At 61.9% G+C, this 23340-nt stretch carries 21 protein-coding genes and 1 pseudogene; 12 read left to right on the top strand and 10 right to left on the bottom strand.

The window, feature by feature from the left end; all coding sequences use genetic code 11:
* The first annotated feature begins 160 nt into the window (after positions 1 to 160).
* Both P3T22_RS19615 and P3T22_RS19610 read left to right on the top strand, forming a co-directional pair.
* A complete protein-coding gene (locus tag P3T22_RS19615; protein WP_063496455.1) occupies positions 161 to 1288 on the top strand; it encodes a P1 family peptidase in 1128 nt (375 codons plus the stop codon).
* A gap of 335 nt (positions 1289 to 1623) precedes the next feature.
* Positions 1624 to 1908: a DUF4148 domain-containing protein gene (locus P3T22_RS19610; protein ID WP_082855062.1), complete on the top strand. Its 285-nt coding sequence runs from the start codon at positions 1624 to 1626 to the stop codon at positions 1906 to 1908.
* Between the two features lie 137 nt (positions 1909 to 2045).
* Here the strand turns inward: P3T22_RS19610 and P3T22_RS19605 are convergent, their stop codons facing one another.
* Both P3T22_RS19605 and P3T22_RS19600 read right to left on the bottom strand, forming a co-directional pair.
* On the bottom strand, positions 2046 to 2372 hold the full coding sequence (locus tag P3T22_RS19605; protein ID WP_063496453.1) for an antibiotic biosynthesis monooxygenase family protein: 327 nt from the start codon (positions 2370 to 2372) through the stop codon (positions 2046 to 2048).
* An 84-nt stretch (positions 2373 to 2456) separates the two neighbouring features.
* Positions 2457 to 2888: pseudogene (locus P3T22_RS19600) on the bottom strand (LysE family translocator); the annotation flags it as partial.
* A gap of 569 nt (positions 2889 to 3457) precedes the next feature.
* On the opposite strand from P3T22_RS19600, the gene P3T22_RS19595 reads away from it, so the two are divergent.
* Entirely contained in the window at positions 3458 to 3805 is a 348-nt protein-coding gene (locus tag P3T22_RS19595) for a carboxymuconolactone decarboxylase family protein (RefSeq protein WP_063496451.1), read from the top strand.
* Between the two features lie 699 nt (positions 3806 to 4504).
* On the opposite strand, the gene P3T22_RS19590 is transcribed toward P3T22_RS19595, so the two are convergent.
* A complete protein-coding gene (locus tag P3T22_RS19590) occupies positions 4505 to 4708 on the bottom strand; it encodes a GntR family transcriptional regulator (protein ID WP_420488450.1) in 204 nt (67 codons plus the stop codon).
* 133 nt (positions 4709 to 4841) lie between these two features.
* Positions 4842 to 6323, bottom strand: a complete 1482-nt coding sequence (locus P3T22_RS19585) for an EAL domain-containing protein (RefSeq protein WP_429325873.1) — start codon at positions 6321 to 6323, stop codon at positions 4842 to 4844.
* A 319-nt stretch (positions 6324 to 6642) separates the two neighbouring features.
* On the opposite strand from P3T22_RS19585, the gene P3T22_RS19580 reads away from it, so the two are divergent.
* A complete protein-coding gene (locus tag P3T22_RS19580) occupies positions 6643 to 8094 on the top strand; it encodes a PLP-dependent aminotransferase family protein (RefSeq protein ID WP_063496448.1) in 1452 nt (483 codons plus the stop codon).
* 14 nt (positions 8095 to 8108) lie between these two features.
* On the opposite strand, the gene P3T22_RS19575 is transcribed toward P3T22_RS19580, so the two are convergent.
* Together P3T22_RS19575 and P3T22_RS19570 are read right to left on the bottom strand one after the other, a co-directional pair.
* Positions 8109 to 8483: a PAS domain-containing protein gene (locus tag P3T22_RS19575; protein WP_429325928.1), complete on the bottom strand. Its 375-nt coding sequence runs from the start codon at positions 8481 to 8483 to the stop codon at positions 8109 to 8111.
* A 91-nt stretch (positions 8484 to 8574) separates the two neighbouring features.
* Positions 8575 to 9525 carry a LysR family transcriptional regulator gene (locus tag P3T22_RS19570; RefSeq protein ID WP_063496447.1) on the bottom strand — a complete coding sequence of 317 codons (951 nt, stop codon included), beginning with the start codon at positions 9523 to 9525 and terminating at the stop codon, positions 8575 to 8577.
* 345 nt (positions 9526 to 9870) lie between these two features.
* Here P3T22_RS19570 and P3T22_RS19565 point away from each other — a divergent pair, with 345 nt between their 5' ends.
* The 8 genes from P3T22_RS19565 to P3T22_RS19530 all read left to right on the top strand — a co-directional run bounded on the left by P3T22_RS19565 (position 9871) and on the right by P3T22_RS19530 (position 20432).
* Positions 9871 to 11367, top strand: a complete 1497-nt coding sequence (locus P3T22_RS19565; RefSeq protein WP_429325872.1) for a UbiD family decarboxylase — start codon at positions 9871 to 9873, stop codon at positions 11365 to 11367.
* A gap of 13 nt (positions 11368 to 11380) precedes the next feature.
* Complete coding sequence (locus P3T22_RS19560) at positions 11381 to 12046, top strand: UbiX family flavin prenyltransferase (protein WP_429325871.1); 666 nt, start codon at positions 11381 to 11383, stop codon at positions 12044 to 12046.
* Entirely contained in the window at positions 12043 to 15099 is a 3057-nt protein-coding gene (locus P3T22_RS19555; RefSeq protein ID WP_429325870.1) for a xanthine dehydrogenase family protein molybdopterin-binding subunit, read from the top strand. The genes P3T22_RS19560 and P3T22_RS19555 overlap by 4 nt, the downstream gene beginning before the upstream one ends.
* Positions 15096 to 15917 carry an FAD binding domain-containing protein gene (locus P3T22_RS19550; protein ID WP_063496444.1) on the top strand — a complete coding sequence of 274 codons (822 nt, stop codon included), beginning with the start codon at positions 15096 to 15098 and terminating at the stop codon, positions 15915 to 15917. Before P3T22_RS19555 ends, P3T22_RS19550 begins: the two co-directional genes overlap by 4 nt.
* 29 nt (positions 15918 to 15946) lie before the next feature.
* On the top strand, positions 15947 to 16474 hold the full coding sequence (locus P3T22_RS19545) for a (2Fe-2S)-binding protein (RefSeq protein WP_063496443.1): 528 nt from the start codon (positions 15947 to 15949) through the stop codon (positions 16472 to 16474).
* A complete protein-coding gene (locus P3T22_RS19540; RefSeq protein WP_063496442.1) occupies positions 16467 to 18041 on the top strand; it encodes an AMP-binding protein in 1575 nt (524 codons plus the stop codon). The genes P3T22_RS19545 and P3T22_RS19540 overlap by 8 nt, the downstream gene beginning before the upstream one ends.
* Entirely contained in the window at positions 18034 to 18840 is an 807-nt protein-coding gene (locus P3T22_RS19535) for an enoyl-CoA hydratase/isomerase family protein (RefSeq protein WP_063496441.1), read from the top strand. Before P3T22_RS19540 ends, P3T22_RS19535 begins: the two co-directional genes overlap by 8 nt.
* Positions 18841 to 19052: 212 nt before the next feature.
* Positions 19053 to 20432 (top strand): MFS transporter, encoded by a 1380-nt coding sequence (locus P3T22_RS19530; protein ID WP_266239189.1) that lies wholly within the window; start codon positions 19053 to 19055, stop codon positions 20430 to 20432.
* A gap of 109 nt (positions 20433 to 20541) precedes the next feature.
* On the opposite strand, the gene P3T22_RS19525 is transcribed toward P3T22_RS19530, so the two are convergent.
* From P3T22_RS19525 to P3T22_RS19510, 4 genes are all read right to left on the bottom strand, one after another.
* Positions 20542 to 21483, bottom strand: coding sequence for a LysR family transcriptional regulator (locus P3T22_RS19525; RefSeq protein WP_063496439.1), 942 nt, complete (start codon positions 21481 to 21483; stop codon positions 20542 to 20544).
* Between the two features lie 156 nt (positions 21484 to 21639).
* Positions 21640 to 21927 carry a hypothetical protein gene (locus tag P3T22_RS19520; RefSeq protein ID WP_158515277.1) on the bottom strand — a complete coding sequence of 96 codons (288 nt, stop codon included), beginning with the start codon at positions 21925 to 21927 and terminating at the stop codon, positions 21640 to 21642.
* A 144-nt stretch (positions 21928 to 22071) separates the two neighbouring features.
* Positions 22072 to 22344, bottom strand: a complete 273-nt coding sequence (locus P3T22_RS19515; RefSeq protein WP_063496437.1) for a hypothetical protein — start codon at positions 22342 to 22344, stop codon at positions 22072 to 22074.
* A gap of 185 nt (positions 22345 to 22529) precedes the next feature.
* Positions 22530 to 23288: an IclR family transcriptional regulator gene (locus P3T22_RS19510; RefSeq protein WP_429325869.1), complete on the bottom strand. Its 759-nt coding sequence runs from the start codon at positions 23286 to 23288 to the stop codon at positions 22530 to 22532.
* Positions 23289 to 23340 lie beyond the last annotated feature (52 nt).

Genomic DNA, 23340 nt, shown 5'->3' with positions numbered 1-23340 from the left:
TCGACATCGGGCGAGCCTTCCAAAAGGACCACGAACGATAAGCTATGCTGGTCGAAAATGTTTGTAAAGCACCATTTCAACAAAAAGGTACTTGACTACCATTTTGCATTGGATGAACCTAGCGACTTCTCAAGAGCGGCTGGAAAGGAGGCGAGAAGAAATGAGCAAGGAATCCCGGATTGAACACTGCGTGCATACGAAAAAGCGCCGTGCGCGGGACTTGGGGTTGCCATTCGAGGGCATTCCTGGCGCGAACAATGCCATCACCGATGTGCCTGGTGTGACGGTGGGCTACAAGACCTTGTCAACAGGTTCAGGCGCTATGCAGACTGGGGTGACGGCAATACTTCCCAGACCGAGCGATCGGCTTCTGCATCCGAGTTGGGCCGGCACATTCTCGATGAATGGGAATGGGGAAATGACAGGCGTCCATTGGATTCGCGAAGCCGGTTGGTTTACCGGCCCGATTACTCTGACGAATACCTTTTCGATTGGGATGGCGCAGCATGCGACCACCCGCTGGATGGTTTCGAAATTCAGGGCACAACTGGACAAGGGCATCTGGGTGCTACCGGTCGCCGCCGAAACGTACGACGGCTGGTTGAACGACATCTGCGGGCAGCACATCTCGGAGAGCGACGTCATCGAAGCCATCGAGTCCGCTGCAGGAGGCGCCTTACTCGAAGGAAATGTTGGTGGCGGCACGGGGATGATGGCCTACGAGTTCAAGGGTGGGACGGGTACCTCTTCGCGCCGGATCGATATCGGCGGAGTTTCTTACACCGTTGGCGCAATAGTTCAAGCGAATCATGGATTGCGGCCATGGCTTCGCGTTTGTGGGGTTCCGGTCGGTGAACGGATGGCACAGTCAGCGGGGTGGCCTCACGAACGGGGATCCATCATCGCTATCATCGGGACAGACTTGCCGCTCATGCCGACGCAACTGGAACGGCTCGCCAAGCGCGCTGGCATCGGCATCGGTCGTGCGGGAACGCCATCTGGAAACAACTCCGGCGACATATTTCTTGCGTTCACCACGGCGAACTCCTTTGGCTCGTTACCAGAGCCTCCGCGTCTGACGCTGGACGCCGTCAGCAATGATCTGCTCGATCCAGTGTTTATGGCGGTTGTCGAAGCAGTCGACGAAGCGGTTATTAATGCGATGCTGGCGGCTGAGACGGTCACTGGTAAGTACGATCGCGTCGCACACGCAATAGATCACGACATGCTGCGGGCTATCGTATTGGAAGGTCGTGCAGATTGTCTCGCCAAAAATATCGATGATTGACGGAGCTACCCACAAGCGACTAATCAGTACCCTGCAGAGTGCGAAACCGTCTTTTTTGGATTCTTCACGGATTAGCGTGAAGCGGCATGCGATCGAGCCGCCGTTCCCTCTTGAGCACATGTAGGTGTTCAGCAGGCGCATTGCGCACAGCGTCGCCTCCATGCATCAACGCCGTGCGGATCGGTCATCCCGGGAGCTCCCTTCGTCAAGCTGCCAAGTAGCGCTGCGACGTTAGACGCCCGTTAAGCGGGCCTTAAGCTTGGTCCAATTAACCTGTCGTTACCGGCTGCAAACGGTATTGCGCGCAGCGGTCGACAATCCAGGAGGTACAACATTTGAAGTCCGTCATTCGAATCGCTGCTGCTGCCATCGCACTCGCCGCACCAGTGGTTTCCTTCGCCCAACAAGACAATCCACCTCTTACCCGTGCGCAGGTGCGCGCCCAGCTGATTCAGATCGAAAACGCCGGCTACCATCCCGGGCATCGCGACATTAACTTCCCAGATGACTTCCTCGCGGCCGAAGCGCGCGTCGCCGCTGAGAATGGGGGACCGTCGAGCACAGGCGTCGGTGGTGTCTCTAGCGGGGCGTCGGAGCTGGGTCATCGTGCCGCAGAATGAACGCATGTGCGAGACCGTGCGCGCAAGCGTCCCGGCGACGAAATTCATCGGACACTCATGCCCGAACGGCAAACGTTCGCAACGGATCGGGGCAAGATGGCCACGCTACCTCGAACACGATGTGAGAGCGGTTTCGATCAAGCAGGCTGATCTTCCTTGCGCGTCACGAGGCCGCCATCCCCATATTCCCGGATCACCTTCGCAATGACGACCCGGTAGCCGTCCAACCAGCGGGCCTGCTTCGACTTCGCTTCGACGTGCGTCGGATGCCTGATCAATTGCAGCAGTGCGTCTTCCGACTCCCAGTAGTAGACGTTCTGGATCAATCCGGCGCTGGCGCTCTCCCAGGTCTCTTCACCCAGATACCCAGGAATTGCACGCGCCATTTCGGCGATCTCCTGGTCGAGGCGATGGAATTCCTCGTCGTACTGACCGGCCCTGAAAATGAAGGTGGAAGAGTACATAGGGCTTCCTCTGGAGATGAATGAAAGGGCACAGAGTTTAGGGCATAAAGGGCCGGCAAGATCGTCAGGCCTCTTTCCGAGCCCCTATCTGTAAGGCCATGCCAGAAGCCTGATCCCGGCAACCCCGAATACGACAGCAAGGCATCCTTCCAGAGCGCGACGGGTCCGAATGTATAGCCGGCGAACTGAGTCCATGGAAAACAGGACGGCATACCCGCTGAACACCAGGCATCCAATGACCGCACAGCCTGGAATCACGGCCCCGTAGGCAGATCCCGAGTTGTTCGAAGAGAGGGCGACAATCGAAACCCACACGAGTATGGCCTTCGGATTTGTCAGATGCAGCAACGCGCCTCGCGCGTACAGGCTCGTCAACTTCTCTGGCTGTTCCCGTTTCGGTGAGGTTGTAGCTGCAGTGGCAAGAGCAGTGCGTCCCGATTTGAAGGCCAGCCAGAGGAGGTACAGGCCACCGAAAAGAGTGCTGAGAATCCTGGGCTTCAAGAAGACGATGAAGGCGATGCGGCTGGTGGGTGCGTGAGCACCCGATCGCCGGAAGGTGATCGTCCGATCCTTGGATCGTTCAGTTGAACGTTGCCTTTGCCCCAGATCGCTGACTGTCAAACACCGACAGAGCTCGTCGCGTCATCAGCCAAAGCCTTCGGCCGGTAACCGTGTTGCGCCACCTTAAATATCGTCGGGTTCGAAACGGTGTACTCCGTCGCCGGTGCCCCGGGCGAATCCAAAACGATACCGCGACGTTGCGGAGATACATCGCCGCAGCGTCGTGATCGTCAAGGCAACGGGCAAGTACACCGGCCGAGCGCGCAGGCGCGACTACGCCGCGATTCGGGCGTGGCGGGCCTGAGCATTCGGGCGACACCGGAACAGTTCGGTATGGGAACCTGCCCGGCAGTATCAAAGCCGTGAATCTGAAATTCGTTCTTCTCAATATCCAGCCCGATCATGGTAATCTCGCCATCGACGATTCCTTCAGATGAAAGAGCGACTCATCCTGGCACGTCGATACCGTCGCAGAGGTCGTCATCCCTATCACTGAAAATGATATTCCTACGGAGACCACACCCATGCTTATTGACTGGAAGTCGTTTCTCCCCAAAGTTAGCGGGTCCGTGAAAGAACTGGCCGAGGCCAGCCCGGAGACAATCGGGGGATACCGCCAGATTTGCGCCGCCGACGCTCAAACGGGACATCTGGACGCTAAAACGCGCGAATTGATTTCGTTGGCGGTAGCTGTGACCACCCGCAGTGACGGATGCATCGCGAATCATACGAAGAAGGCGATCGACCTCGGCACGACTCGTGAGGAGATCGCCGAGGCGCTGGGCGTCGCCATTGCGATGAACGCCGGCGCTGCGGTCGCCTATTCCGGCCGAGTCATGGACGCTTTCTCGGCCTTCTCGACTAAGGAATAACTCGTCGCACAGCCGCCCGTTCGGGCGAGGTCGGCGAAGATAAACGCGCGGGCAAGCGCGACGACCGAGGCGAAGGGGAAATTCTGGTGATAGCGTGGAGGGCGCCCGCACCGGCCTTTCGATTGCGCATCCCGCACTCGTAACCAAGGCTTGTATTCTGCTCCCGTACGTTGCCCATAACCCCGGGGCAGCGTACGGAATAATGTCTCCCTGCGTCTCGAAGCGCGGCGCGCTGAAATCCGTCCTTGTTTCTGCATGCTCGCGCTGTATTGACTACGGCTACCGCGTTCTCCATTGCCGCCTATCCCAGCTAGGTCTGCTCCGGCTTCGGGACGATGAAGTCAGTGGAACTGGAGAAACGCGATCCTCTCGTGGAGTTCGACTGGCGTAGTTCGTGCGGGAAGGTCTGTGCGATGTCGTCGTCCTTCTTGCGCTTCTTGCCAACGTCGCTGCCGGAACAGACCGCGAAACTATGAAGCGGTGTTTCACTTTCCTGCACCCATTCGGTAAGCGTCTGCGACCGCAGGGATAAACGCAGCGAGCGGCGATCGATTTGAGGTTAGCGTTCGATCGGGTTCGGCCAGGAGCGGACGGTCACATGCGTCTCTGCGCGGACGTTGAGGCGACGGGTCCGCCCCGTAATCGGCCATCCAACAGTAGAGGACGGGCGCTCGCTCATCGGCCATTGCAGACACTCAGTTAAATCTTGACATGAAGCACACAGGAGAGCGTAGTGCCGGAAACCGGCCCGCTGCGTTCGACGTGGCGGGAGCTGGAAAGATACCCCGACCGAGGTCTTGCTACGATCAGGCCTCGTCGTTCGAGCGTGTAGTAAGCCTGGAAAACTGTTGAAGGGCTGACGCGGTACGAACTGCTCGCCTGGCGCACCGACGGGAGCCGCACGCCGCGCTCAAGCGTGCCGTTCGCAATCAGGTTTTCGAACTGTGCCGCCGCTGGATATAGCGCTTCATTATTATGTCATGCAAATTAATTGAGGTTGTGCCGAGTTGATCCGGTTGCGGGCGGAATGCCTCATTTAGAAATTTCGGACCCGCCAGCCGAGCACGGTTGCAGCTCCCGCCGACTTTGAGGACGGAGCGTTAGCAGTCTGGAGAAATGCCTTCAGTTGGCTTGCGCCGAGCGCACGGCTGTAGAAGAAACCCTGACCGAATTCGGCCCGGCTTGCCCGCGCGATGTTGTGATGTGCCGTGTTCTCAATGCCTTCGACCACGACCACAGCGTCCATCTCATGGCCTATGCTCGTCAACGCAGTGATCTGTCCGGAGCGCTCATCGGGATCCATTCCCAGCACTTCCCTGTCAATCTTCACCATCTCAAAGGTCATGTCTGGCGGCAGTTCCAGTCCGACGTCAGTGGGGCGCAAGCCCGACAGGGCAAAGCGCATTCCTTTATCACGCGCCTGCGCCATCATCGGGATGAGTCGTTCTCTGAACTTCCTCACGCTGTCTGCCCCGATCTTCAGTATTAGCGGTGGAAGACCGAGGGAGCCAACGTCACCAAGGTCCGCGATGAACGCGGAACTTACCAGGTAAGATGCGGGAGCGGTAACGCCCAGGTAGAGCGATTTCGGAGCACCGATTTCCCGCAGATCCTGAGCGGCACGCGATAGGATGAATCGCGTCATTGGCCCAATCAGGCTACTGCTCTCAATGATTTCCATGTAGTGGGCCGGGCCCAGCGCGCCATATTTCTCGTTGTCCCAGCGCAGAAATGCTTCGACGCCGACACACCTGGCCCGCCGCACGCCAACGACAGGTTGATACTGAACATGGAACCGGCCACGGCGCAGCCCTGCACGCGCTGCACGCAGCAGGGACTTGTCGTAGCGAAACCACCTTTTGAGGGCCCAACCGACAACGACGACCAGGACCATCACCAGAATCGGCCACAATATAAATCCCAATATGGTCCATACTGAGGAAGGCTGCGTAGCAGTGCGCGACGAAAGCTGCACCGAGGCGAGTGTATCGGTCTCGACCGAAGGTGAGACCGCTTGTGTCTCACAACCCCTACCCAATGAGCAAACCGGGGTTGACATCGCTGGTGGTTCCGGCGACTGCTCCGCGCGGTCGACCCGCGACGCGGTACCGGCCACTGCGTCAGAGGCCAGAAGGCCGTTTCGTTCTGCCGCCGCGTGGTCGCTGATTTGCCACCGCAGTTCCCTAAGCAGCGTCACAACGTTCGGCCCCGAACTGGCCATCGCAGCAGCGGTGCCGATGGCATTGCCACGCGCGCCGTCCAGCGAATCGCAAGTATTAGTCAGTACGGGCATCGGACCAGCAACCGGTCCGGCAAGGGCGGCGGGAATAGAGGGCAACTGCGCAACGGACGCGCAGGCTGAGCCGAAGCGAATTGGGGGCGCTGGCGGACCCGCAAGCCAGTCCGTCAATTGCTGCCAGACGTTGCGTTCAAACGTAAGACTGCGACTGGAACCAGTGTCGGCCGGACCTGCAACAGCGAGTGAGGTGCCTGCGCAGGTGACGAGCACGACTGCCATATGTCGTCTCCAGGTCCGACGGAGCACGATGAACGCGCTGCATCTGATGGTTGATACCGGGAACCCAAATGCCATTGATTTATCGCTATAAAATTCGGCTTAAAAGTCTCTACCGATTGGACCGCTACAAGCAGGCTACACATCGAAAGAAGGGGAAACTGTCTGCGCTGCACTTTGCCAGCGTGTGCGCGGTCGCAATAGAAGCAGATTGCAAAAGAAAGGCCGTATCAGATTGATAAGTGGCATTCTTATAAGGTTAAGTGCGTGCTACCGGGGCGGGCCCGACGCCCGAAACGGTGTTATCTGTGAGGAGTACAAGTTGAAGCGGTATGAGCGGCTAGCCCACCAACTCAGTGAGCTCATCAAGCGCGGTGATCTGCCACCCGGCGCGCGTATCCCCTCGGTTCGCGCGGCGTGCAAGGCTTGGGGCGTGAGCCCCGCGACGGTATTTCGTGCTTACTACCTGCTCGAAAACCGGGGCATGATTAAGGCGCGCCCGCGTTCAGGCTATTTCGTGTCGCCGAGTTCCGGAGAATTGCTGCGGCGAAGTCCCGGGACCTCGATGAGTACCGACCCGAAGACCGTCAATATCAGCGACCTTGTCTTTGAGGTCCTCAAGACGATCAGGCATGCCGAGACTGTCCCACTTGGTTCTGCGTTTTTGAGCCCTGCGCTGTTTCCGATGGCGCGCGTCGGAAAGTCGTGCGCGAAGGTCAATCGTTCAACGCACCTGGCCAGCATGGTTGACGGACTGCCGCCGGGGTACGAAGGATTGCGCCAGCAGATTTCGCTGCGTTACCTGATGGCGGGGATGACGGTGCCCGTCGACGAGATAATCATTACGAGCGGTGCACTCGAAGCCCTGACGCTAAGCGCCCAGTTGCTCGCCGCTCCAGGCGATGTGATCGTGATCGAAAAGCCGACGTTCTATGCAGCGCTGCAGGCTATCGAGCGTCTGAGGCTGAACGTAGTGGAGATTCCTGTTGACCCGGTGGAGGGTCATGATCTGGATGCACTCGCGCAAGCGCTGCAGCAACATCCGGTTCGCGCCTGCTGGTTCATGACCTCGTTCCACAATCCGACCGGGGTGACGCTGGACGATTCCAGGAAGCAGGCACTGGTTGATCTGCTCGCCAGACACGACGTGCCGCTCATCGAGGATGACGTCTACAACGAGCTGCATTTTGGCCCGGATCCGGTGCGTCCGGCCAAATTCTTCGATCGGAAAGGTCTTGTGATCCATTGTGGATCGTTCGCGAAGTGCCTTGCGCCCGGATATCGTATCGGCTGGGCGGCAGCCGGAAGGTTCGCGGGCAGGCTGGAACACGCGAAATGGATGACCACGTTATCGGCCAGCATGCCCGCGCAGCGCGCAATCGCCGACTATCTGGAGCATGGCGGATATGAACGTTTCCTGCACAAACTACGTCGCGAGTTGGCCCTTCAGCAATCGCAGATGCTCGACGCGATCAGCCGGTACTTCCCGGCCAATACGATGGCGACGAGGTCTGACGGCGGTTATTTCACATGGGTGGCGCTACCGGATCACGTAGACTCGATACAGCTCTTCCAGGCTGCGCTTAACAGTGGGATCAGCATCGCGCCCGGACCTATCTTCTCTGCGGACGGCGCCTTCCGGCACCGTATGCGTCTGAACTATGGATACCCGTGGTCGGCGCGGCTCGATAAAGCGGTCGCGACACTAGGTGCCCTGTGCGCTGATGAATCGCGTTGCGGCGCAAAGCTGGCCGGTCCGGTTCGGCCGGCATGATACGGGGGTCGATCTCAACCCGGCACGCCGGCCGGTGAATCGTGAACCTCGTACTCGACCCTTTCCCCGTTGAGCACGCGTTGGACGTACGGCTCGATGGCAGCAAAATAGTCAGCGTCGAGAACCTCATGGGTGAGCCGTCCCACGATCTCCTCCGGGTCCAACCCCAGCCACTTGCGATAGGTTGAGTTGGCGAACCGAAAACGTCGCTCACCGTCGACGTAAGCGACCAGGGAACGTATGGGCCATTCAGCCGCGATCCGGACGTGCGACCGAGGGAGGCAGTCCGATGCCGAAGGCCGTTCTAACCGCTGAGCAGATTCGCGACGAACTGCAGACCCGCATGGCGAAATCGCCGCTGGCGTGCCGGGAGCTTTGCGCGTGCACATACAGCTACCGGAGCGGCATCCGCCGGACGCACCCGGCCGCCACTGGAACATAGTGTCCGTCCTAACGGCTTTCTTACGGGACGGAAACTGATCACGGATTAATTCTCGAAGCGGTCCCTTGATCATGCGTGGCACAGCGCGTTGATTCGCTCGACACTTCACGTAATTCGTCGGCGATGATGTCGATCAGCGCTTCGGCAGCAGCGCTCAACGGCCGCCGCGGATGACTGATGCGCACGATATGGCGTACGATGCGCGGCGCGAGAATCGGATAGGCGCGCAACGCACCTCGGCGCACTGCGCGTTCAACCGCGATGCGCGGCAGGATCGTCGCAAAGTGGGTGCTTTCGACGAGCTTCACGATCGTGCTCAACACATCGATTTCGAAGCGCGGCGCAAGCAGCACGTCCTCATGCTGCGCGGCCGTATCGAGCACGCCGCGCAGGCCGTGGCGCTTGGTGGGCAGCACGAGTTCGAGTTCGGGTAGTTGCGCGAGCTCGATCGCATGCGGCAGTTCGGGGCCATGTTCGGCGCTGGTGACGAGCACCATCTCTTCATCGAGGAGCGGCTGCGAGTCGAGCGACAGGCGCGAGCGCGGCTTGTTGATCAGCGCGGCGTCGAGCTGGCCGCCCGACACCCAGTCGATGAAGGTCGCGGTGTAGCCGTCGGCGATGGTGACTTCGACATGCGGATAGCGCGCGTGAAAGCGCGACAGCGAATCAGCGAGCACGCTTTCCGTCACCGATGCAATCAGCCCGATCGACACGTGGCCCGTTACGATCTCGTCGCGCTGAACCATTTGCTGACGCGCATGCGCGAGATCGCGGATGATCGGCAGAAAGAGGCGGTACATCAGCCGTCCGGCGGCGGTGGGCGCCATGCCGTGCCCGCCACGGTCGAACAGTTGTTGATGCAGTTCTTCCTCGAGCTTGGCGATCTGCATGCTGAGCGCCGGCTGCACGATGTTCAGGCGCTTGGCGGCGCGCGTCACGGAGCCGTCCTCGAACAGCGCGATGAAATACTGGATCTGCTTCAGGTCCATGAGAGGTCCATTTGACGTCCAGATGGGGTGCCACGGGGTGCATCACGAAAGTTAATATCCGCTGCGTGGTCCATCAGGTCACTCACGAAAGCCGGCGAAAACAGCACACCGCGTGGCTATCTGAATAGCTGAGAAAGACCCTTACCGGAAGCGTTGCCTATTGATAACCGAGCGCACGAAGGGCGTCATCGGGGCTAACACTGATATCAAAACTAATGATGAAAGACATCAAAAAACAATATTAGAAGTTATAGCCCGTTCTCGCTACGCTTCGTTCCAACTTGCTGCAGGTCCGCCCGACAGACTCGTTCCGGCGCCCGACGGCAAGCACCGATGGAGACGTAAATGGACTCACGCGATGCCGCAGGCAGCGGCACACCTCAATCCTCATGGGCGCCGCAGAGCGCCGCGCCGACGCTGCGCCACTGGCTTGAACGCCTGTCGGCAACGGGCCGCGTCGCGACGATCGATCAGCCGGTTTCACTCCAACACGAACTCGCGGCAGTCGCCAAACGGCTCGACGGAGAACAAGCCGCCATTTTTCTCAAGCCCGGCGGCCACGCCATTCCGGTAGTGAGCGGCTTCATGTCGAAGCGCGCGTGGATCGCCGAAGCGATGGGCGTGCCCGAGGCCGCGCTGCTCGAACGCTTTCGCGATGCGGCCGGGCATCCGGTTGCCTGGCACGAACTGCCACGCGACGAGGCCGCGTGCCAGCAGGTCGTCCGCACGCAGGGCATCGATCTGCACGCATTGCTGCCGATCCCGACACACAGCGAGCACGACAACGGTCCCTACATCACGGCCGGCCTCGTGATTGCGCGTAATCCGCGGACCGGCATCCAGAACGTGTCGATCAACCGCATTCAGGTGCACGCCCCGGACCGCATGGCGATCCTGATGTTGCCGCGTCATCTGCTGGCGTTCTATCAGGCCGCGGAAGCGGCGGGCGACGCCCTCGACGTGGCGATCGCGATTGGCGTCGATCCGTTGACGATGCTGGCGTCGCAGGCTATTTCCCCGATCGACAGCGACGAACTGGAGATCGCCGGTGCCTTGCACGGCGCGCCGCTGCCGGTCGTCAAGTGCGTGACGAACGACGTGCGTGTACCCGCGTTTTCGGAAATCGTGATCGAGGGCCGCATCCTGCCCAAGGTGCGCGAGCCCGAAGGTCCGTTCGGCGAATTCCCGAAGTACTACAGCGCGCGCGAAGCGCGTGAGGTGATCGACGTGACGGCAGTCACGCATCGCGAACAGCCGATTTATCACACGATTGTTCCGGCTGAAATGGAGCATCTGCTGCTCGGCGCCATTCCGCGCGAAGCGACCTTGCTGGCGCATCTGCAGCGCAGCCATCCAGGCGTGAAGGACGTGGAGTTGTCGGTGGGCGGCGTGTGCCGGTATCACCTGTGGGTCCAGTTCGACAAGAAGCGCGAAGGCGAAGCGAAAAACGTGATTTTGTGCGCGTTCGGCGCGCACTACGACATCAAGCAGGTGGTCGTCGTCGATACCGATGTGGACGTACACGATCCTGCCGAAATCGAATGGGCGATCGCGACGCGCTTCCAGGCGGATCGGGATCTCGTGATTGTGGCCGGCGCACAGGGCTCGCCGCTCGATCCATCGACGACCGTCGGCCAGCCCGACGATGCGCCGCCGCACATGCAGGGCGTCAGCGCCAAGATGGGTCTCGACGCGACGCGCCCGGTCGTCTATCCGGCACATGTATTCACCCGCGTGCGGATTCCGGGGCAGGACGCCGTCAATCTCGACCGGCTCGTCGCCACGAGCAACGCGGCGTTCGATGCCTATCTGCACAGCGGCCAGCTGCGCGACGCGGTCTGAGCGAGGCACAGCCATGCAGTCAACGCAAACGCGTGAACGGGTCGTCGTCGGCATTTCGGGTGCGAGTGGTGCAGTCATCGGCGTGCGGCTGCTGGCGGCCTTGCGCCGGCTCGGCACGGCCGAGACGCATCTTATCGTGTCGCCGTCGGGCGCCATTACCGCCGCGCAGGAGCTCGGTCTTACGCGTTCAGACCTCGACGACCTCGCCGACGTCGTCCACAACGTGCGCGACATCGGCGCGACGGTGGCGAGCGGCTCGTTTCTCACCGCGGGCATGGTGATCGCGCCGTGCTCGATGAAAACGCTGGCGAGCGTCGCCAACGGTTTCGCCGACAACCTGCTGACGCGCGCCGCGGACGTGATGCTCAAGGAGCGTCGTCGCCTCGTGCTCGTCGCGCGCGAAACGCCGCTCAATCTCGCGCACCTGCGCAACATGACGCTCGCCACCGAAATGGGCGCGATCGTGATGCCGCCGGTGCCCGCGTTCTATGCGCACCCTCAAACCGTCGACGACATCGTCGATCACACGGTCGGCCGGATCATGGATCTGTTCGGCATCGAGCATCGCGAGATTGCGCGCCGCTGGAGCGGTCTTGCCAGCGAGTTCAACCGAGGCGGGAACGACGAGGGCGACGACGCCGATGCAACCGCCACGCGCGGGCAGGGAGCAATGAAATGAATCAGCGCGATACAGTTGCCGAACTGGTAGCGGATGCACGCCCCGCTGGCGAGCCCGAAACGTCGGCTGAACGCCAGCGCCATGTGGGCCGCTCGATGGAACGCGTCGAAGATCCGGCGATCCTGACCGGCCGCGGACGTTACGGCGACGACATCGCCGTGAAACCCGCCACGCTGCACGCCGCGGTGTTGCGCTCGCCGCACGCCCATGCGGAACTGCGCAGCATCGACACGGACGCTGCGCTGAAACTGGCCGGCGTGCGTGCCGTGCTCACACGTGATGATCTGCCGGGCTGGTCGCGGCCGTTCGTGGTCGGCGTGAAGTCGCCGATGGAGCAGTGGGCGCTCGCGATGGACCGCGTGCGCTATGTCGGCGAACCGGTTGCCGTGGTGCTGGCCGAATCGCGTGCGCTCGCTGAAGACGCGCTCGATCTGATCAAGGTCGAGTACCAGACGCTGCCGCCGGTGACGTCGATCGAAAACGCGATCGCCGACGATGCACCGGTTCTGCATCCGAAGGTCGGCACGAACGTGATCAGCGATCGTCACTATCGCTATGGCGAGCCCGAAGCAGCATTCGAACGCGCGCCGCATCGCGTGACAATCGACGCGCACTATCCGCGCAACACGTGTGCGCCGATCGAATGCGGCGTGGTGATCGCCGAGTATCTGTCCGGCGATGAGGGTTACGACGTCACGTCGAATTTCATGGGGCCCTTCTCGCTGCATGCGGTGATGTCGATGGCGCTGAACGTGCCGGCAAATCGTCTGCGGCACAAGGCGCCGCGCGATTCGGGCGGCAGCTTCGGCGTGAAACAGGCGGTGTTTCCGTATGTGGTGTTGATGTGCCTTGCGTCGCGCAAGGCCGGTGCACCGGTGAAATGGGTCGAGGATCGCCTCGAACATCTGAGCGCGGCCACGTCGGCCACCGCGCGCCTGACGACGCTCGAAGCCGCAGTTGAGGGCGACGGCCGCATTACCGCGCTCTCATACGACCAGATCGAGGACTGCGGCGGCTATTTGCGTGCGCCGGAGCCAGCAACGTTCTACCGGATGCATGGCTGCCTGACGGGCGCCTACGCGATTCCGAATCTCGTCGTGCGCAACCGCGTGACGCTCACGAATAAAACGCCGACGGGCCTCGTCCGCGGTTTCGGCGGACCGCAGGTGTATTTCGCGCTTGAACGTCTGATGCAGCGCATCGCGATCGAACTGAAGCTCGAGGTGCTCGACGTGTATCGCCGCAACTTCGTCGCCGCTGAGGCGTTCCCGTATCGAGCCGCAGCGGGTGCGCTACTCGATTCCGGCAACTATCAGGAAGCGCTGCGCCGCTCGCTCGCTGAAGGCGGCTACGACGAACTCGTCGCGCGTCGCGATGCGGCGCGCCGCGAAGGACGTGTGTATGGCATCGGCTTTGCGGCGATCGTTGAGCCGTCTGTGTCGAACATGGGCTACATCACGACCGTGATGCCCGCCGAGGCGCGCAAAAAAGCCGGCCCGAAGAGCGGCGCCATCGCGAGCGCGACAGTCAGCGTCGATCTGCTCGGCGGCGTGGTCGTGACGATTGCATCGACGCCGGCGGGGCAGGGGCATATGACGGTCTGCGCGCAGGTTGTCGCCGATGTGCTTGGTTTGAATCCGCGGGACATCGTCGTCAACGTCGAGTTCGATACACACAAGGACGCGTGGTCAGTGGCGGCAGGTAACTATTCGAGTCGTTTTGCCGGTGCGGTGGCCGGCACGGTGCATCTGGCAGCGATGCGTGTGCGCGACAAGGTGGCCCGCATCGTCGCGAAGCAATCGGGTTGTGCGCCCGAGGACATCTGTTTCGAAGACGGCCGCATCTTTGCGAAGGGCAAGGAAGACCGCGCGCTGCCGTTTGGCCGCGTCGCGAGCAATGCGCCGCACTGGGCGCCCGCGCTGTTGCCTGAAGGCGAAGAGCCGGGCCTGCGCGAGACGGTGTTCTGGACGCCGCCGCACATGGACGCGCCCGACGAGCAGGATCGCATCAACACATCGGCGGCCTACGGTTTCGCGTTCGACATGTGCGCCGTCGAAGTGGACCGCGCAACCGGCCGCGTGCGCATCGACCGCTATGTGACCGCCCACGACGCTGGCACGCTGCTCAATCCGGCACTCGCCGACGGCCAGATTCGTGGCGCGTTCGCGCAGGGCCTGGGCGCGGCACTGATGGAAGAGTTCCGCTACGGCGCAGACGGCAGTTTCCAGTCGGGCACGCTCGCCGACTACCTGATGCCAACCACCTGCGAAGTGCCTGATCCGGTGATCGTGCATCTGGAAACGCCGTCGCCGTTCACGCCGCTCGGTGCGAAAGGGCTGGGCGAAGGCAACAACATGAGCACGCCGCCGTGCATCGCAAATGCAGTGGCCGATGCACTCGGCGTCGAGGATATCCGCTTGCCGCTCACGCCTGCGAAGGTGATGCACCTGATCGGCATCGACGATCCGCCGCCTTCGCGTCCCGAGTTACTTCAAGCGGCTGCGGCCGCCGCGTCGAACAAGGCGCTTGCGGGCGGCAAGGCGCTGACGGCGCGGGGCACTGTCGATCTCGACGCCACACCTGAAGCGATCTTTGCGGTGCTGATGGACCCACAGGCGCTCGCGAAGGTCATTCCAGGCTGCCACGCGCTCGAAGCGACCGGACCGAACCAGTATCGCGCCGATGTGACGGTCGGCGTCGGCATGATCAAGGCGCGCTTCGAAGCGCGGATCGGGTTGTCGGATATCGACGCGCCGCATCGTTTGCGCCTCGCGGGTGCCGGCAGCTCGCCGCTTGGCACCGCGCGTGGCGAAGGACTCGTAGAACTGACGCCCACGGAGCGCGGCACGCGGCTGTCGTACGACTATGAAGCACAGGTGTCGGGCAAGGTTGCGGCGGTCGGCGGGCGGATGCTCGAAGGCGCGGCGAAAGTCGTGCTGCGGCAACTGTTCGAATCGCTGGGCCGGCAAGCATCAGGCAAGCCCGTCGATCAAGGCCGCGCGCAAGGCTCGTGGCTCTCGCGCTTCCTCGCATTCTTCAGGAGTAGAACATGAAACCGGCGCCGTTCGATTATCTGCGCGCGACGAGTACGGAACATGCGCTCGAAGCGCTCGCGCATGGCGGCGAAGACGCACGCGTGCTGGCCGGCGGCCAGTCGCTGATGGCGGTGCTGAACATGCGCCTCGCGCAACCGCGTTGGCTCGTCGATATTTCCCGCACCGACGAGTTGAATACGGTGCGGGTCGACAACGAGGCGGGGCAGCTCGTTATTGGTGCGGCGGCGACGCAGGGCAGCGTCGAGTGGCGCCCGTCTCTGCGCGACGAAGTGCCGTTGCTCGCTCTCGCGTTCCCGCACATTTCCCACTTTCAGATCCGCAATCGCGGCACCGTGTGCGGGTCGATCGCTCACGCGGATCCGAGCGCCGAGTTGCCTCTCGCATTGGCAGCCCTGGGCGGCGGTGTGCTGCTGCGCTCGACAAAGCGCAAGCGCGTGCTCGCCGCCGAGGACTTTTTTCAGGGGATGTTGATGACGGCGCGCGAGCCGGACGAACTTGTCGAGGCTGTGCGTTTTCCGCTGAAAAAGCCGGGCGAGCGCTACGGCTTTGCGGAATTCTCCGCCCGTCATGGCGATTTCGCCCTCGTGTCGTGCGCGGCGGTGGTGACGGATAACCTGATCCAGCTCGCAGTGGGTGGCGTCGCCGACCGGCCGGTGGTGGAGCGCTGGCCGCGTCTGCAGGGCGACGACTTGCGTACTGCATTGAACGATTTGAGCTGGAAGCTGGGCGCGCAGGACGACGCGCATGTCAGTGCGACGTATCGCCGGCATCTGGTCCGGCAACTGGGATGGCGCGTGATCGAGGAGGCGAAGTGAGCAAGACCCCGAAGACCCCTGTTAATACGATGCCGCAGGGCATACAACCGCGCGGCGAACGGCGGCGAATCACCGTGACGCTCAACGGTCGCGAACGGAGCGGCTATTGCGAGCCGCGCGATCTGCTGTCCGATCTTCTGCGGCACGAACTGGGCGCAACCGGCACGCACGTCGGATGCGAACACGGCGTGTGCGGCGCCTGCACGGTTCATATCGACGGTGTGGCGGGACGTTCGTGCCTGATGCTCGCGTTGCAGGCGGACGGCCGCCGCATCGATACGGTAGAAGGCCTCGCGCCCGACCAGACGCTCGGCGACCTTCAGCAGGCGTTCCAGCGTCATCACGCGCTGCAGTGCGGCTTTTGCACCGCCGGCATTCTGATGTCGTGCGCCGACTATCTGAAGCGCGTACCGGATCCAGACGAGGCGCAGGTGCGCGACATGCTGTCGGGCCATCTGTGCCGCTGTACAGGCTATACGCCGATCGTCGCCGCCGTGCTCGATGTGGCGGCGCGCCGACGCCAGGCGCAGGAAGAGAAGGAGACGAGCGATGCTTGATCTCGGCCGAACCTTTCTGCAAAGCGTGGAGCGCAGCCCGAACGCGCTGGCGCTCGTCGATGGTGAACTGACGCTCACGTATGCGCAGTGGCACCGGATCATCCTGAACGTTGCGGACGGTCTGCACGAACTCGGCCTCGCACACGGTGACCGTCTGCTCGTCGTGCTGCAAAACCGCTGGGAAATGGCGACGCTGCACTGGGCGTGCCAGTTCGCCGGCGTGGCGATCGTGCCGCTGAACTGGCGGGCGAAACCCGATGAGCTCGATTACTGCGTGACCGATGCGGGCGTCAAAGCCATCGTGTACGAGCCGGTTTCCGCCGAAGCCGTCACGCAAAGCGCCGCCGCGAAGGCCGTTGCGCGCATTGCGCTGGACGATGCGGCGGGCGCGTCGATTTCGTTCGATGCACTGCTGCGCGAGCGTCGGCGCGAAGGCGCAGCTGTTGCTGCGGCCACCGCGGAAGACTACTCGCTGATCCTCTACACGTCCGGCACCACGGGCAAGGCGAAGGGCGTGCCGCGCCGGCATCGCCACGAACGCGCCGCCGCGCTCGCGCACGTCGCACAGAACCTCTATCGCCACGGCGAACGCACGCTCGGCGTGATGCCGCTCTATCACACGATGGGCGTGCGCTCGCTGCTGGCGATGGCACTCGTCGACGGGCTGTTCGTCTGCGTTCGCCGCTGGAATGCGACCCTTGCGCTCGATTCCATCTGCACGTACCGGCTGACGTGTCTGTATCTGGTGCCCACGCTCTATCACGATCTGCTGGCCGCACCGGAGTTCGCGCGCACCGACAAAAGTTCGGTGACGAAACTCGGCTTTGCCGGCGCGCCGATGAACGACGGTCTGCTGAAGCGTCTTTCGGCTGCTTTCAAGCCGGAACTGTTCGTCAATCACTACGGCTCGTCCGAGGTCTACACGTTCAGTATCGATCAGGACGCGACGCTGAAACCCGGCAGCGCGGGCCGCGCCGGCATCAATACGCGGCTGCGCGTCGTGAAGCTCGACGCGACGTCGCCCGACGAACTCGCGCAAACCGGCGAAGAAGGCCAGATCATTGCGGACCTGCTCGGCGACGAGTCGTTCGAAGGCTACTGGAACCGGCCCGACGCGAACGCGAAGTCGTTGCGCGACGGCTGGTATTTCACCGGCGACACCGGCTACTTCGATAACGACGGCGATCTCTTCGTATCGGGCCGCGTCGACGACATGATTATCAGCGGCGGCGAGAACATCTCGCCAGTCGATATCGAATCGGTGTTGTCGCTGCATCCGGCGGTGGACGAAGTGGCCGTCGCTGGCGTGAAAGACGAGCGCTGGGGGCAGCGTGTTGTCGCCTTCATCAAGCGCAGCGAATACGTCGAAGCCCAGGCGCTCGATGACTTTTGCCGGACCTCCGATCTCGTCAACTTCAAGCGCCCGCGCGAATACGTGTTTGTCGTCGACATTCCGAAATCGCCGGTCGGCAAGATCCTGCGCCGCAAGCTTTCCGCGGGCGAGTACGAACCGGAGCACGGCGCCGCACAACCTGACAGAACCACAAAAGGAGTAACACATGACTGACTTGACTCATCGCGGCCAGACGCTGCTGCAAGAACTCGACGGCTTCTCGATCGAAATCGACGCCGCGCGCGAACGCGCCGACATCATTCTGCACCGCCCGCCGTTCAACGTGATCTCGATGCATGCACGCGACCAACTGCGCGCCGCATTCGAAGCACTCGACGAGGACGACCGCGTCCGCGTGATCGTGCTGCGTGCTAAAGGCGAGCACTTTTCGAGCGGCGGCGACATCAAGGGCTTTCTCGAAGCGTCGCCGGAACACGTGTCGAAGCTGGCGTGGAATGTCGCCGCGCCCGCACGGTGCTCGAAGCCGGTGATCGCGGCCAATCGCGGCTTCTGCTTCGGCGTCGGTTTCGAACTGTCGCTCGCCTGTGATTTCCGCATCGCGACCGACACTAGCTTCTACGCACTGCCGGAACAGAAGCTCGGCCAGATTCCGGGTTCGGGCGGCTCGGCGCGTCTGCAGAAGATGGTCGGCGTCGGCCGCACGAAGGACATCGTGATGCGCTCGCGCCGCATTCCTGGCAAGCAGGCGTATGACTGGGGCATCGTGGTCGACTGCGTGCCCGATGCGGAGCTCGAAGCCGCGACCGATGCACTCGTCGACGAGTTGCGCGCCTTCTCGCCGCTCGCGCAGCGCACTGCGAAGAAGCTGCTGAATGACACCGAAGACGCGCCGCTTTCGATCGCGATCGAACTGGAAGGGCATTGCTATAGCCGGCTGCGCAGTTCGGACGATTTCCGTGAAGGCGTCGAAGCGTTTCATGGCAAACGCAAGCCCGTGTTTCGCGGTAGCTGATAGCCGCGCATAGATCGAGCAATTCGGGAGACAGGCATGGAGCGGGCAAGCGCAGTTTGCGGCGCAAGACCAGCGCGGTCTGGCTCGCCTGACGTCATAACGATTTTCGTCAACGTAACAAGAACGCGCCGTGCCTTTCACGAGGCCGAAGCGCGTCGCACATCGGGTGAGTTCACATCTGGGCCAGCCCGGTATTAACTTAGGAGATGATGATGTCCGTTGCAGCGCAAAGTGGCGCCGCCGTGCCCGCAATCAACAGGCGGCAGGTGATGGGCGCAGTGGTAGCCTCGTGTCTGGGATGGGCACTCGATCTGTTCGATCTGTTCGTCCTGTTGTTCGTCGCACCGGTGGTCGGCCGGTTGTTCTTCCCCTCCGAACACGCGATGTTGTCGCTCGCCGCGGTGTATGCGTCGTTCGCCGTCACGCTGCTGATGCGGCCGCTCGGATCCGCGTTGTTCGGCTCGTATGCGGACCGGCGCGGCCGCAAGGGCGCGATGATTCTCGCGGTGGTCGGTGTCGGTCTGTCGACGGCGGCGTTCGGTTTGCTGCCGACCGTCGCACAGGTGGGCGTGATCGCGCCGGTGCTCTTTCTGCTGCTGCGTCTCGTGCAGGGCGTATTCGTCGGCGGCGTGGTGGCGTCGACGCACACGATCGGCACGGAATCCGTTGCGCTGAAGTATCGCGGCGCGGTGTCGGGGTTGATTGGCGGCGGCGGGGCAGGTCTTGGTGCGCTGCTCGCTTCGCTGACGTATCTCGCGATGTCGTCGCTGTTTCCCGGCGACCTGTTCGACGTGTGGGGCTGGCGCTGCATGTTCTTCACCGGGATCATCAGCTCGGTGCTCGGACTCTTCGTCTTCAACAGTCTCGAAGAATCGCCGCTGTGGAAGAAGCTTGCCGCGGAAAAGGCCGCGCGTGCCGCCGCCGACAAGACGCGTAACGCGCCGGTCGAGGTGGTTCGTTCGCCGATCCGCACGCTGTTCTCGCGCGACTATCGTTCGATCCTGTTCGTCAACCTGCTGCTGACGATCGGCGGCGGCAGCGGCTACTACCTGACGTCGGGTTATCTGCCGACCTTCCTCAAGGTCGTCAATCACGCACCGAATGGGACGGCTGCTGCGATCCTTATGTTGTGCAGCGTGGCCGTGGTAATCGCATCGGTCGCGGCCGGTCACCTGAGCACGTTCATCGGCCGCAAACGGACCTTCATCCTGCTCGGCGCAATCCGTCTGTTTGCATTGCCCGCACTGTTCCTGCTGTTGCCGACGGCGCAGACCATCACGATGGTCGGTGTCTACGCGGTCATCCTGAGTGCGCTCGGCAGCGCAGGTTATGCGCCGATTCTGATCTTCCTGAACGAGCGGTTTCCGACGGCGATCCGCGCGACCGGCACGGGTCTGTCGTGGAATATCGGCTTTGCGATCGGCGGCATGATGCCCACGCTCGTCTCGCTGGTCGCGAAGACGCCACTCGATCTGCCGATGACGCTTGCCGTGTTCGTCGGCGCGATCAGCGTGATATTTCTCATCGGCGCGTTCGTCGTGCCGGAGACGCTCGGCAAGCTCGACAACACGCCGGTGCGCGACCCGTACTGATCGCGCGACCGCGCGCGATAGGCAGATTTGCGTCGCGCCGTTCGCTACCCGCAGCGATGCGCTTAGCGACGCGCGCCAGCCGCCGGAAGGCCGGCGCCAGCGAAGCGGCTCACGCCTGGTTGCCGTTGGCCGGATCGGGGTCCGCGATCTCGATCCCCGTGGTGACGCGGCGGATCTGATCGGCGATGATGTCGATGAGCTTGGTCGTGGCAGGACCGATCGGCCGCTTTGGATGGCTCACGCAAACGATGTGACGCACGATGCGCGGCGCCGAGATCGGCGTCGCGCGCAGCAGGCCGTCGTCGACCTTCCGCTGCACGACCACGCGCGGCATGATCGTCGCGATGCTGCTTTGTTCGACAAATTGCACGATCGTGGTCAGCAGGTCGATCTCGAACTGCGGCTTGATCACGATATCGGCATTCAGCAGCGCGGCGTCGAGCACGCCGCGCAGGCCGTTGCGGCGCGTCGGCAGCACGAGCTCGAGCTCCGTCAGCGCGGATGCCGTAATGGTGTCGGGCAGCGCAGGGCCGTGTTCCGCGCTCGTGACGAGCACCATCTCTTCGACTACCAGTGGAGACGTATCGAGCGACAGGCGCCCGCGGGGCCGGTTGATGATGGCCGCGTCGAGCCGGCCCGCTTCCACCGCGTCGATCAGTTGCGCGCTGAAACCATCGGCCACCGACACCTCGACATGCGGATAGAGCGCGTTGAATAGCGCGAGCGATTCCGGCAGGACGCTCTGCGCTTCCGACGCCACCATCCCGAGCGAGATACGCCCGGCGACGATCACATCGTGCCGGCTGAGCTGCTCGCGAGCGTGGTCGATGTCACGCATGATCGGCATGTAGAGGCGGTACATCTGCCGTGCAGCGTCGGTGGGCGTCATGCCATGCGGGCCGCGCTCAAAGAGCCGGCTGTTCAGTTCCGTTTCGAGCTTTGCGATCTGCATGCTGAGCGCGGGCTGCACGATATTGAGCCGCTTGGCGGCGCGTGTTACGGAGCCATCTTCGAACAGCGCGATGAAATATTGAATCTGCTTTAGATCCATGAGCCGAAAGATGAGGGAGCGATGGCCAGACATCGAGTGTAACGACATCGGCGTGTGGGGGGCAACGGCGAACCTGATTTCATCTTGAAGGAAGCACACTGGTTCCTCGAGATGCCTTAGCTTGATCGCGCGCCAAACCAGGCGAACCATACCGTTTCAGAACTCCGAGGCAGCCCCTGAGCCACCGGACATGGTTATCAACGATGGCAAGCCGCGCAACGTCAGGCAGCACAGGCGCAATAAAACGTCGTCGGCTTGCGTATCGCCGGCGCCTTCGCACTCACGGCCTTCTTGGCAACCACCTTCTTCACCGCAACCTTCTCTGTCGCTGCGACCTTCCTGACGACGGCTTTTCTGGCAACTGCCGTTTTGGCCGAAGGCTTTGTTTTGCTCGCAGCCCCCGCACTGGTCCATTTGGTAGTTGTCGGCAACTTTGAGCAACATGCGGCCATGTCGATGCTGCTAGAAAGCAAAGATTTCAAAGCGAAAATATCTGCGACGGGGCGTCGCAAGGTAGACCATTCGAGGTAAGCGCATCATTAGTGCCCACGCCATAAAAAACGAACAGCGAATCGATGTCTTTCGCGGTTAGTCCCCAAAGGGATTGCCAGTGTCCTTCACTTCGGTATTGAGGTTGTATTCCGCACGCACTGCTTTCAGCACGCCCTCGATGTCGCGCTCGAAGCCGACCGCGTTGCCGAAGTGAGTCATGTTCCAGTTGCAGCCTGTCTTGTCAGCCTCTTGCAACTGCGGCCGCGGCACACGAATCTTCACGCCATCCTCGACGATTTCCTGCAGTCGATGGATTCGCCGGTCGACCTCCTGCTGAAGCTGCGAGGCATTGAGCGTTCTGCGTATCATCCAAGTCTCCTTCCGTTGCTCAACCCAGTCTAGCGCAGGTGAGGCGTTCCGCGACCTGGCGCTGAAATGCAAAGTGCCTGAGAGAGAGCAGGCGCCTTGATTCGTAGGGGTAATTTAGTCCGCGACAATCGCTACGCCGCTGCCGCCAATGCGAAGACCAGCGATGCGCGCATGGTCCCAAACTCTCAGGACACTTGCTGGCCGAGAAGCCGAGATAAAGCGACGGTTGCGCGCTTGAGCAACTCTCCAAACTCCTCGACCCGCTGCTCGGTGACCCGGACGCTCGGACCAAAGATGCATAGCGAGCCTGCGACCTGATTGGCCCCGTTGAAGAAAGGTGCCGCCACGGCGACGGCGCCATCAATCAATTCGTGGTGACTTGTACCGAACCCTTTTAAACGGATTTGTTCGATGTCTTGAATCAACGCCGACACATCCTGGGTAGGGTCGACGAGATAACGCGTTAATTCGTCTGGTGTCAGTCGCATCTGCGAAAGAATGGTGCGGCCGCTGGCGCCGCGCACAAGCTTTTCGCGGTAGCCGACACCGCGTCGAAAACTAAGCGGCTGATGACTCTCCAGTTCTGCCACGCAAAGTCGATACGTGTCATCTGGAACAAACAGAGCCACGGTCTCGGACGTCGCCTCCCATAGGTTGCGCAGAACCGGCTGCGCCAGTTCGGCGATTCTGTTTTCGCTCAGCCAGACGTGTGCCAATTGAGCCACCGAGCTTCCCAGGTGGAATCGCTGCGGTTCACCGGTCGATGCGAGGAACCCGGCCTGCTCCAATGTGTTTAGCAGTCGATACAACGTCGGACGGCTAAGGTTCACACGCCCAAGCAACTCAGCGACGGTTAGAGATTCATCTCCCGGCCTGAACGCCAAAAGTATTTCTAAAGCTCGTTCAACCGCACGAACGCTCTCGTGCGCCTTTTTTTCTTCCATGTTCCGCTATCCCCTTGGCCGATGCCATCTGCGCCATTGTAGAGAAACTACC

Source organism: Paraburkholderia sp. GAS348 (assembly GCF_050434205.1).
Taxonomy (GTDB): domain Bacteria; phylum Pseudomonadota; class Gammaproteobacteria; order Burkholderiales; family Burkholderiaceae; genus Paraburkholderia.
Note: the sequence above shows the minus strand (reverse complement) of the source record. Positions and strands in the feature narration are given on the sequence as shown.

What these genes read in the sequence shown, in the direction of transcription:
- P3T22_RS19560 (WP_429325871.1), top strand. Translation starts at nt 11,381, where the DNA reads ATGCAGTCAACGCAAACGCGTGAACGGGTCGTCGTCGGCATTTCGGGT.
- P3T22_RS19550 (WP_063496444.1), top strand. Translation starts at nt 15,096, where the DNA reads ATGAAACCGGCGCCGTTCGATTATCTGCGCGCGACGAGTACGGAACAT.
- P3T22_RS19565 (WP_429325872.1), top strand. Translation starts at nt 9,871, where the DNA reads ATGGACTCACGCGATGCCGCAGGCAGCGGCACACCTCAATCCTCATGG.
- P3T22_RS19615 (WP_063496455.1), top strand. Translation starts at nt 161, where the DNA reads ATGAGCAAGGAATCCCGGATTGAACACTGCGTGCATACGAAAAAGCGC.
- P3T22_RS19555 (WP_429325870.1), top strand. Translation starts at nt 12,043, where the DNA reads ATGAATCAGCGCGATACAGTTGCCGAACTGGTAGCGGATGCACGCCCC.
- P3T22_RS19530 (WP_266239189.1), top strand. Translation starts at nt 19,053, where the DNA reads ATGTCCGTTGCAGCGCAAAGTGGCGCCGCCGTGCCCGCAATCAACAGG.
- P3T22_RS19545 (WP_063496443.1), top strand. Translation starts at nt 15,947, where the DNA reads ATGCCGCAGGGCATACAACCGCGCGGCGAACGGCGGCGAATCACCGTG.
- P3T22_RS19605 (WP_063496453.1), bottom strand. Translation starts at nt 2,372, where the DNA reads ATGTACTCTTCCACCTTCATTTTCAGGGCCGGTCAGTACGACGAGGAA.
- P3T22_RS19535 (WP_063496441.1), top strand. Translation starts at nt 18,034, where the DNA reads ATGACTGACTTGACTCATCGCGGCCAGACGCTGCTGCAAGAACTCGAC.
- P3T22_RS19595 (WP_063496451.1), top strand. Translation starts at nt 3,458, where the DNA reads ATGCTTATTGACTGGAAGTCGTTTCTCCCCAAAGTTAGCGGGTCCGTG.
- P3T22_RS19585 (WP_429325873.1), bottom strand. Translation starts at nt 6,323, where the DNA reads ATGGCAGTCGTGCTCGTCACCTGCGCAGGCACCTCACTCGCTGTTGCA.
- P3T22_RS19525 (WP_063496439.1), bottom strand. Translation starts at nt 21,483, where the DNA reads ATGGATCTAAAGCAGATTCAATATTTCATCGCGCTGTTCGAAGATGGC.
- P3T22_RS19515 (WP_063496437.1), bottom strand. Translation starts at nt 22,344, where the DNA reads ATGATACGCAGAACGCTCAATGCCTCGCAGCTTCAGCAGGAGGTCGAC.
- P3T22_RS19570 (WP_063496447.1), bottom strand. Translation starts at nt 9,525, where the DNA reads ATGGACCTGAAGCAGATCCAGTATTTCATCGCGCTGTTCGAGGACGGC.
- P3T22_RS19520 (WP_158515277.1), bottom strand. Translation starts at nt 21,927, where the DNA reads ATGTTGCTCAAAGTTGCCGACAACTACCAAATGGACCAGTGCGGGGGC.
- P3T22_RS19510 (WP_429325869.1), bottom strand. Translation starts at nt 23,288, where the DNA reads ATGGAAGAAAAAAAGGCGCACGAGAGCGTTCGTGCGGTTGAACGAGCT.
- P3T22_RS19575 (WP_429325928.1), bottom strand. Translation starts at nt 8,483, where the DNA reads ATGTGCACGCGCAAAGCTCCCGGCACGCCAGCGGCGATTTCGCCATGC.
- P3T22_RS19540 (WP_063496442.1), top strand. Translation starts at nt 16,467, where the DNA reads ATGCTTGATCTCGGCCGAACCTTTCTGCAAAGCGTGGAGCGCAGCCCG.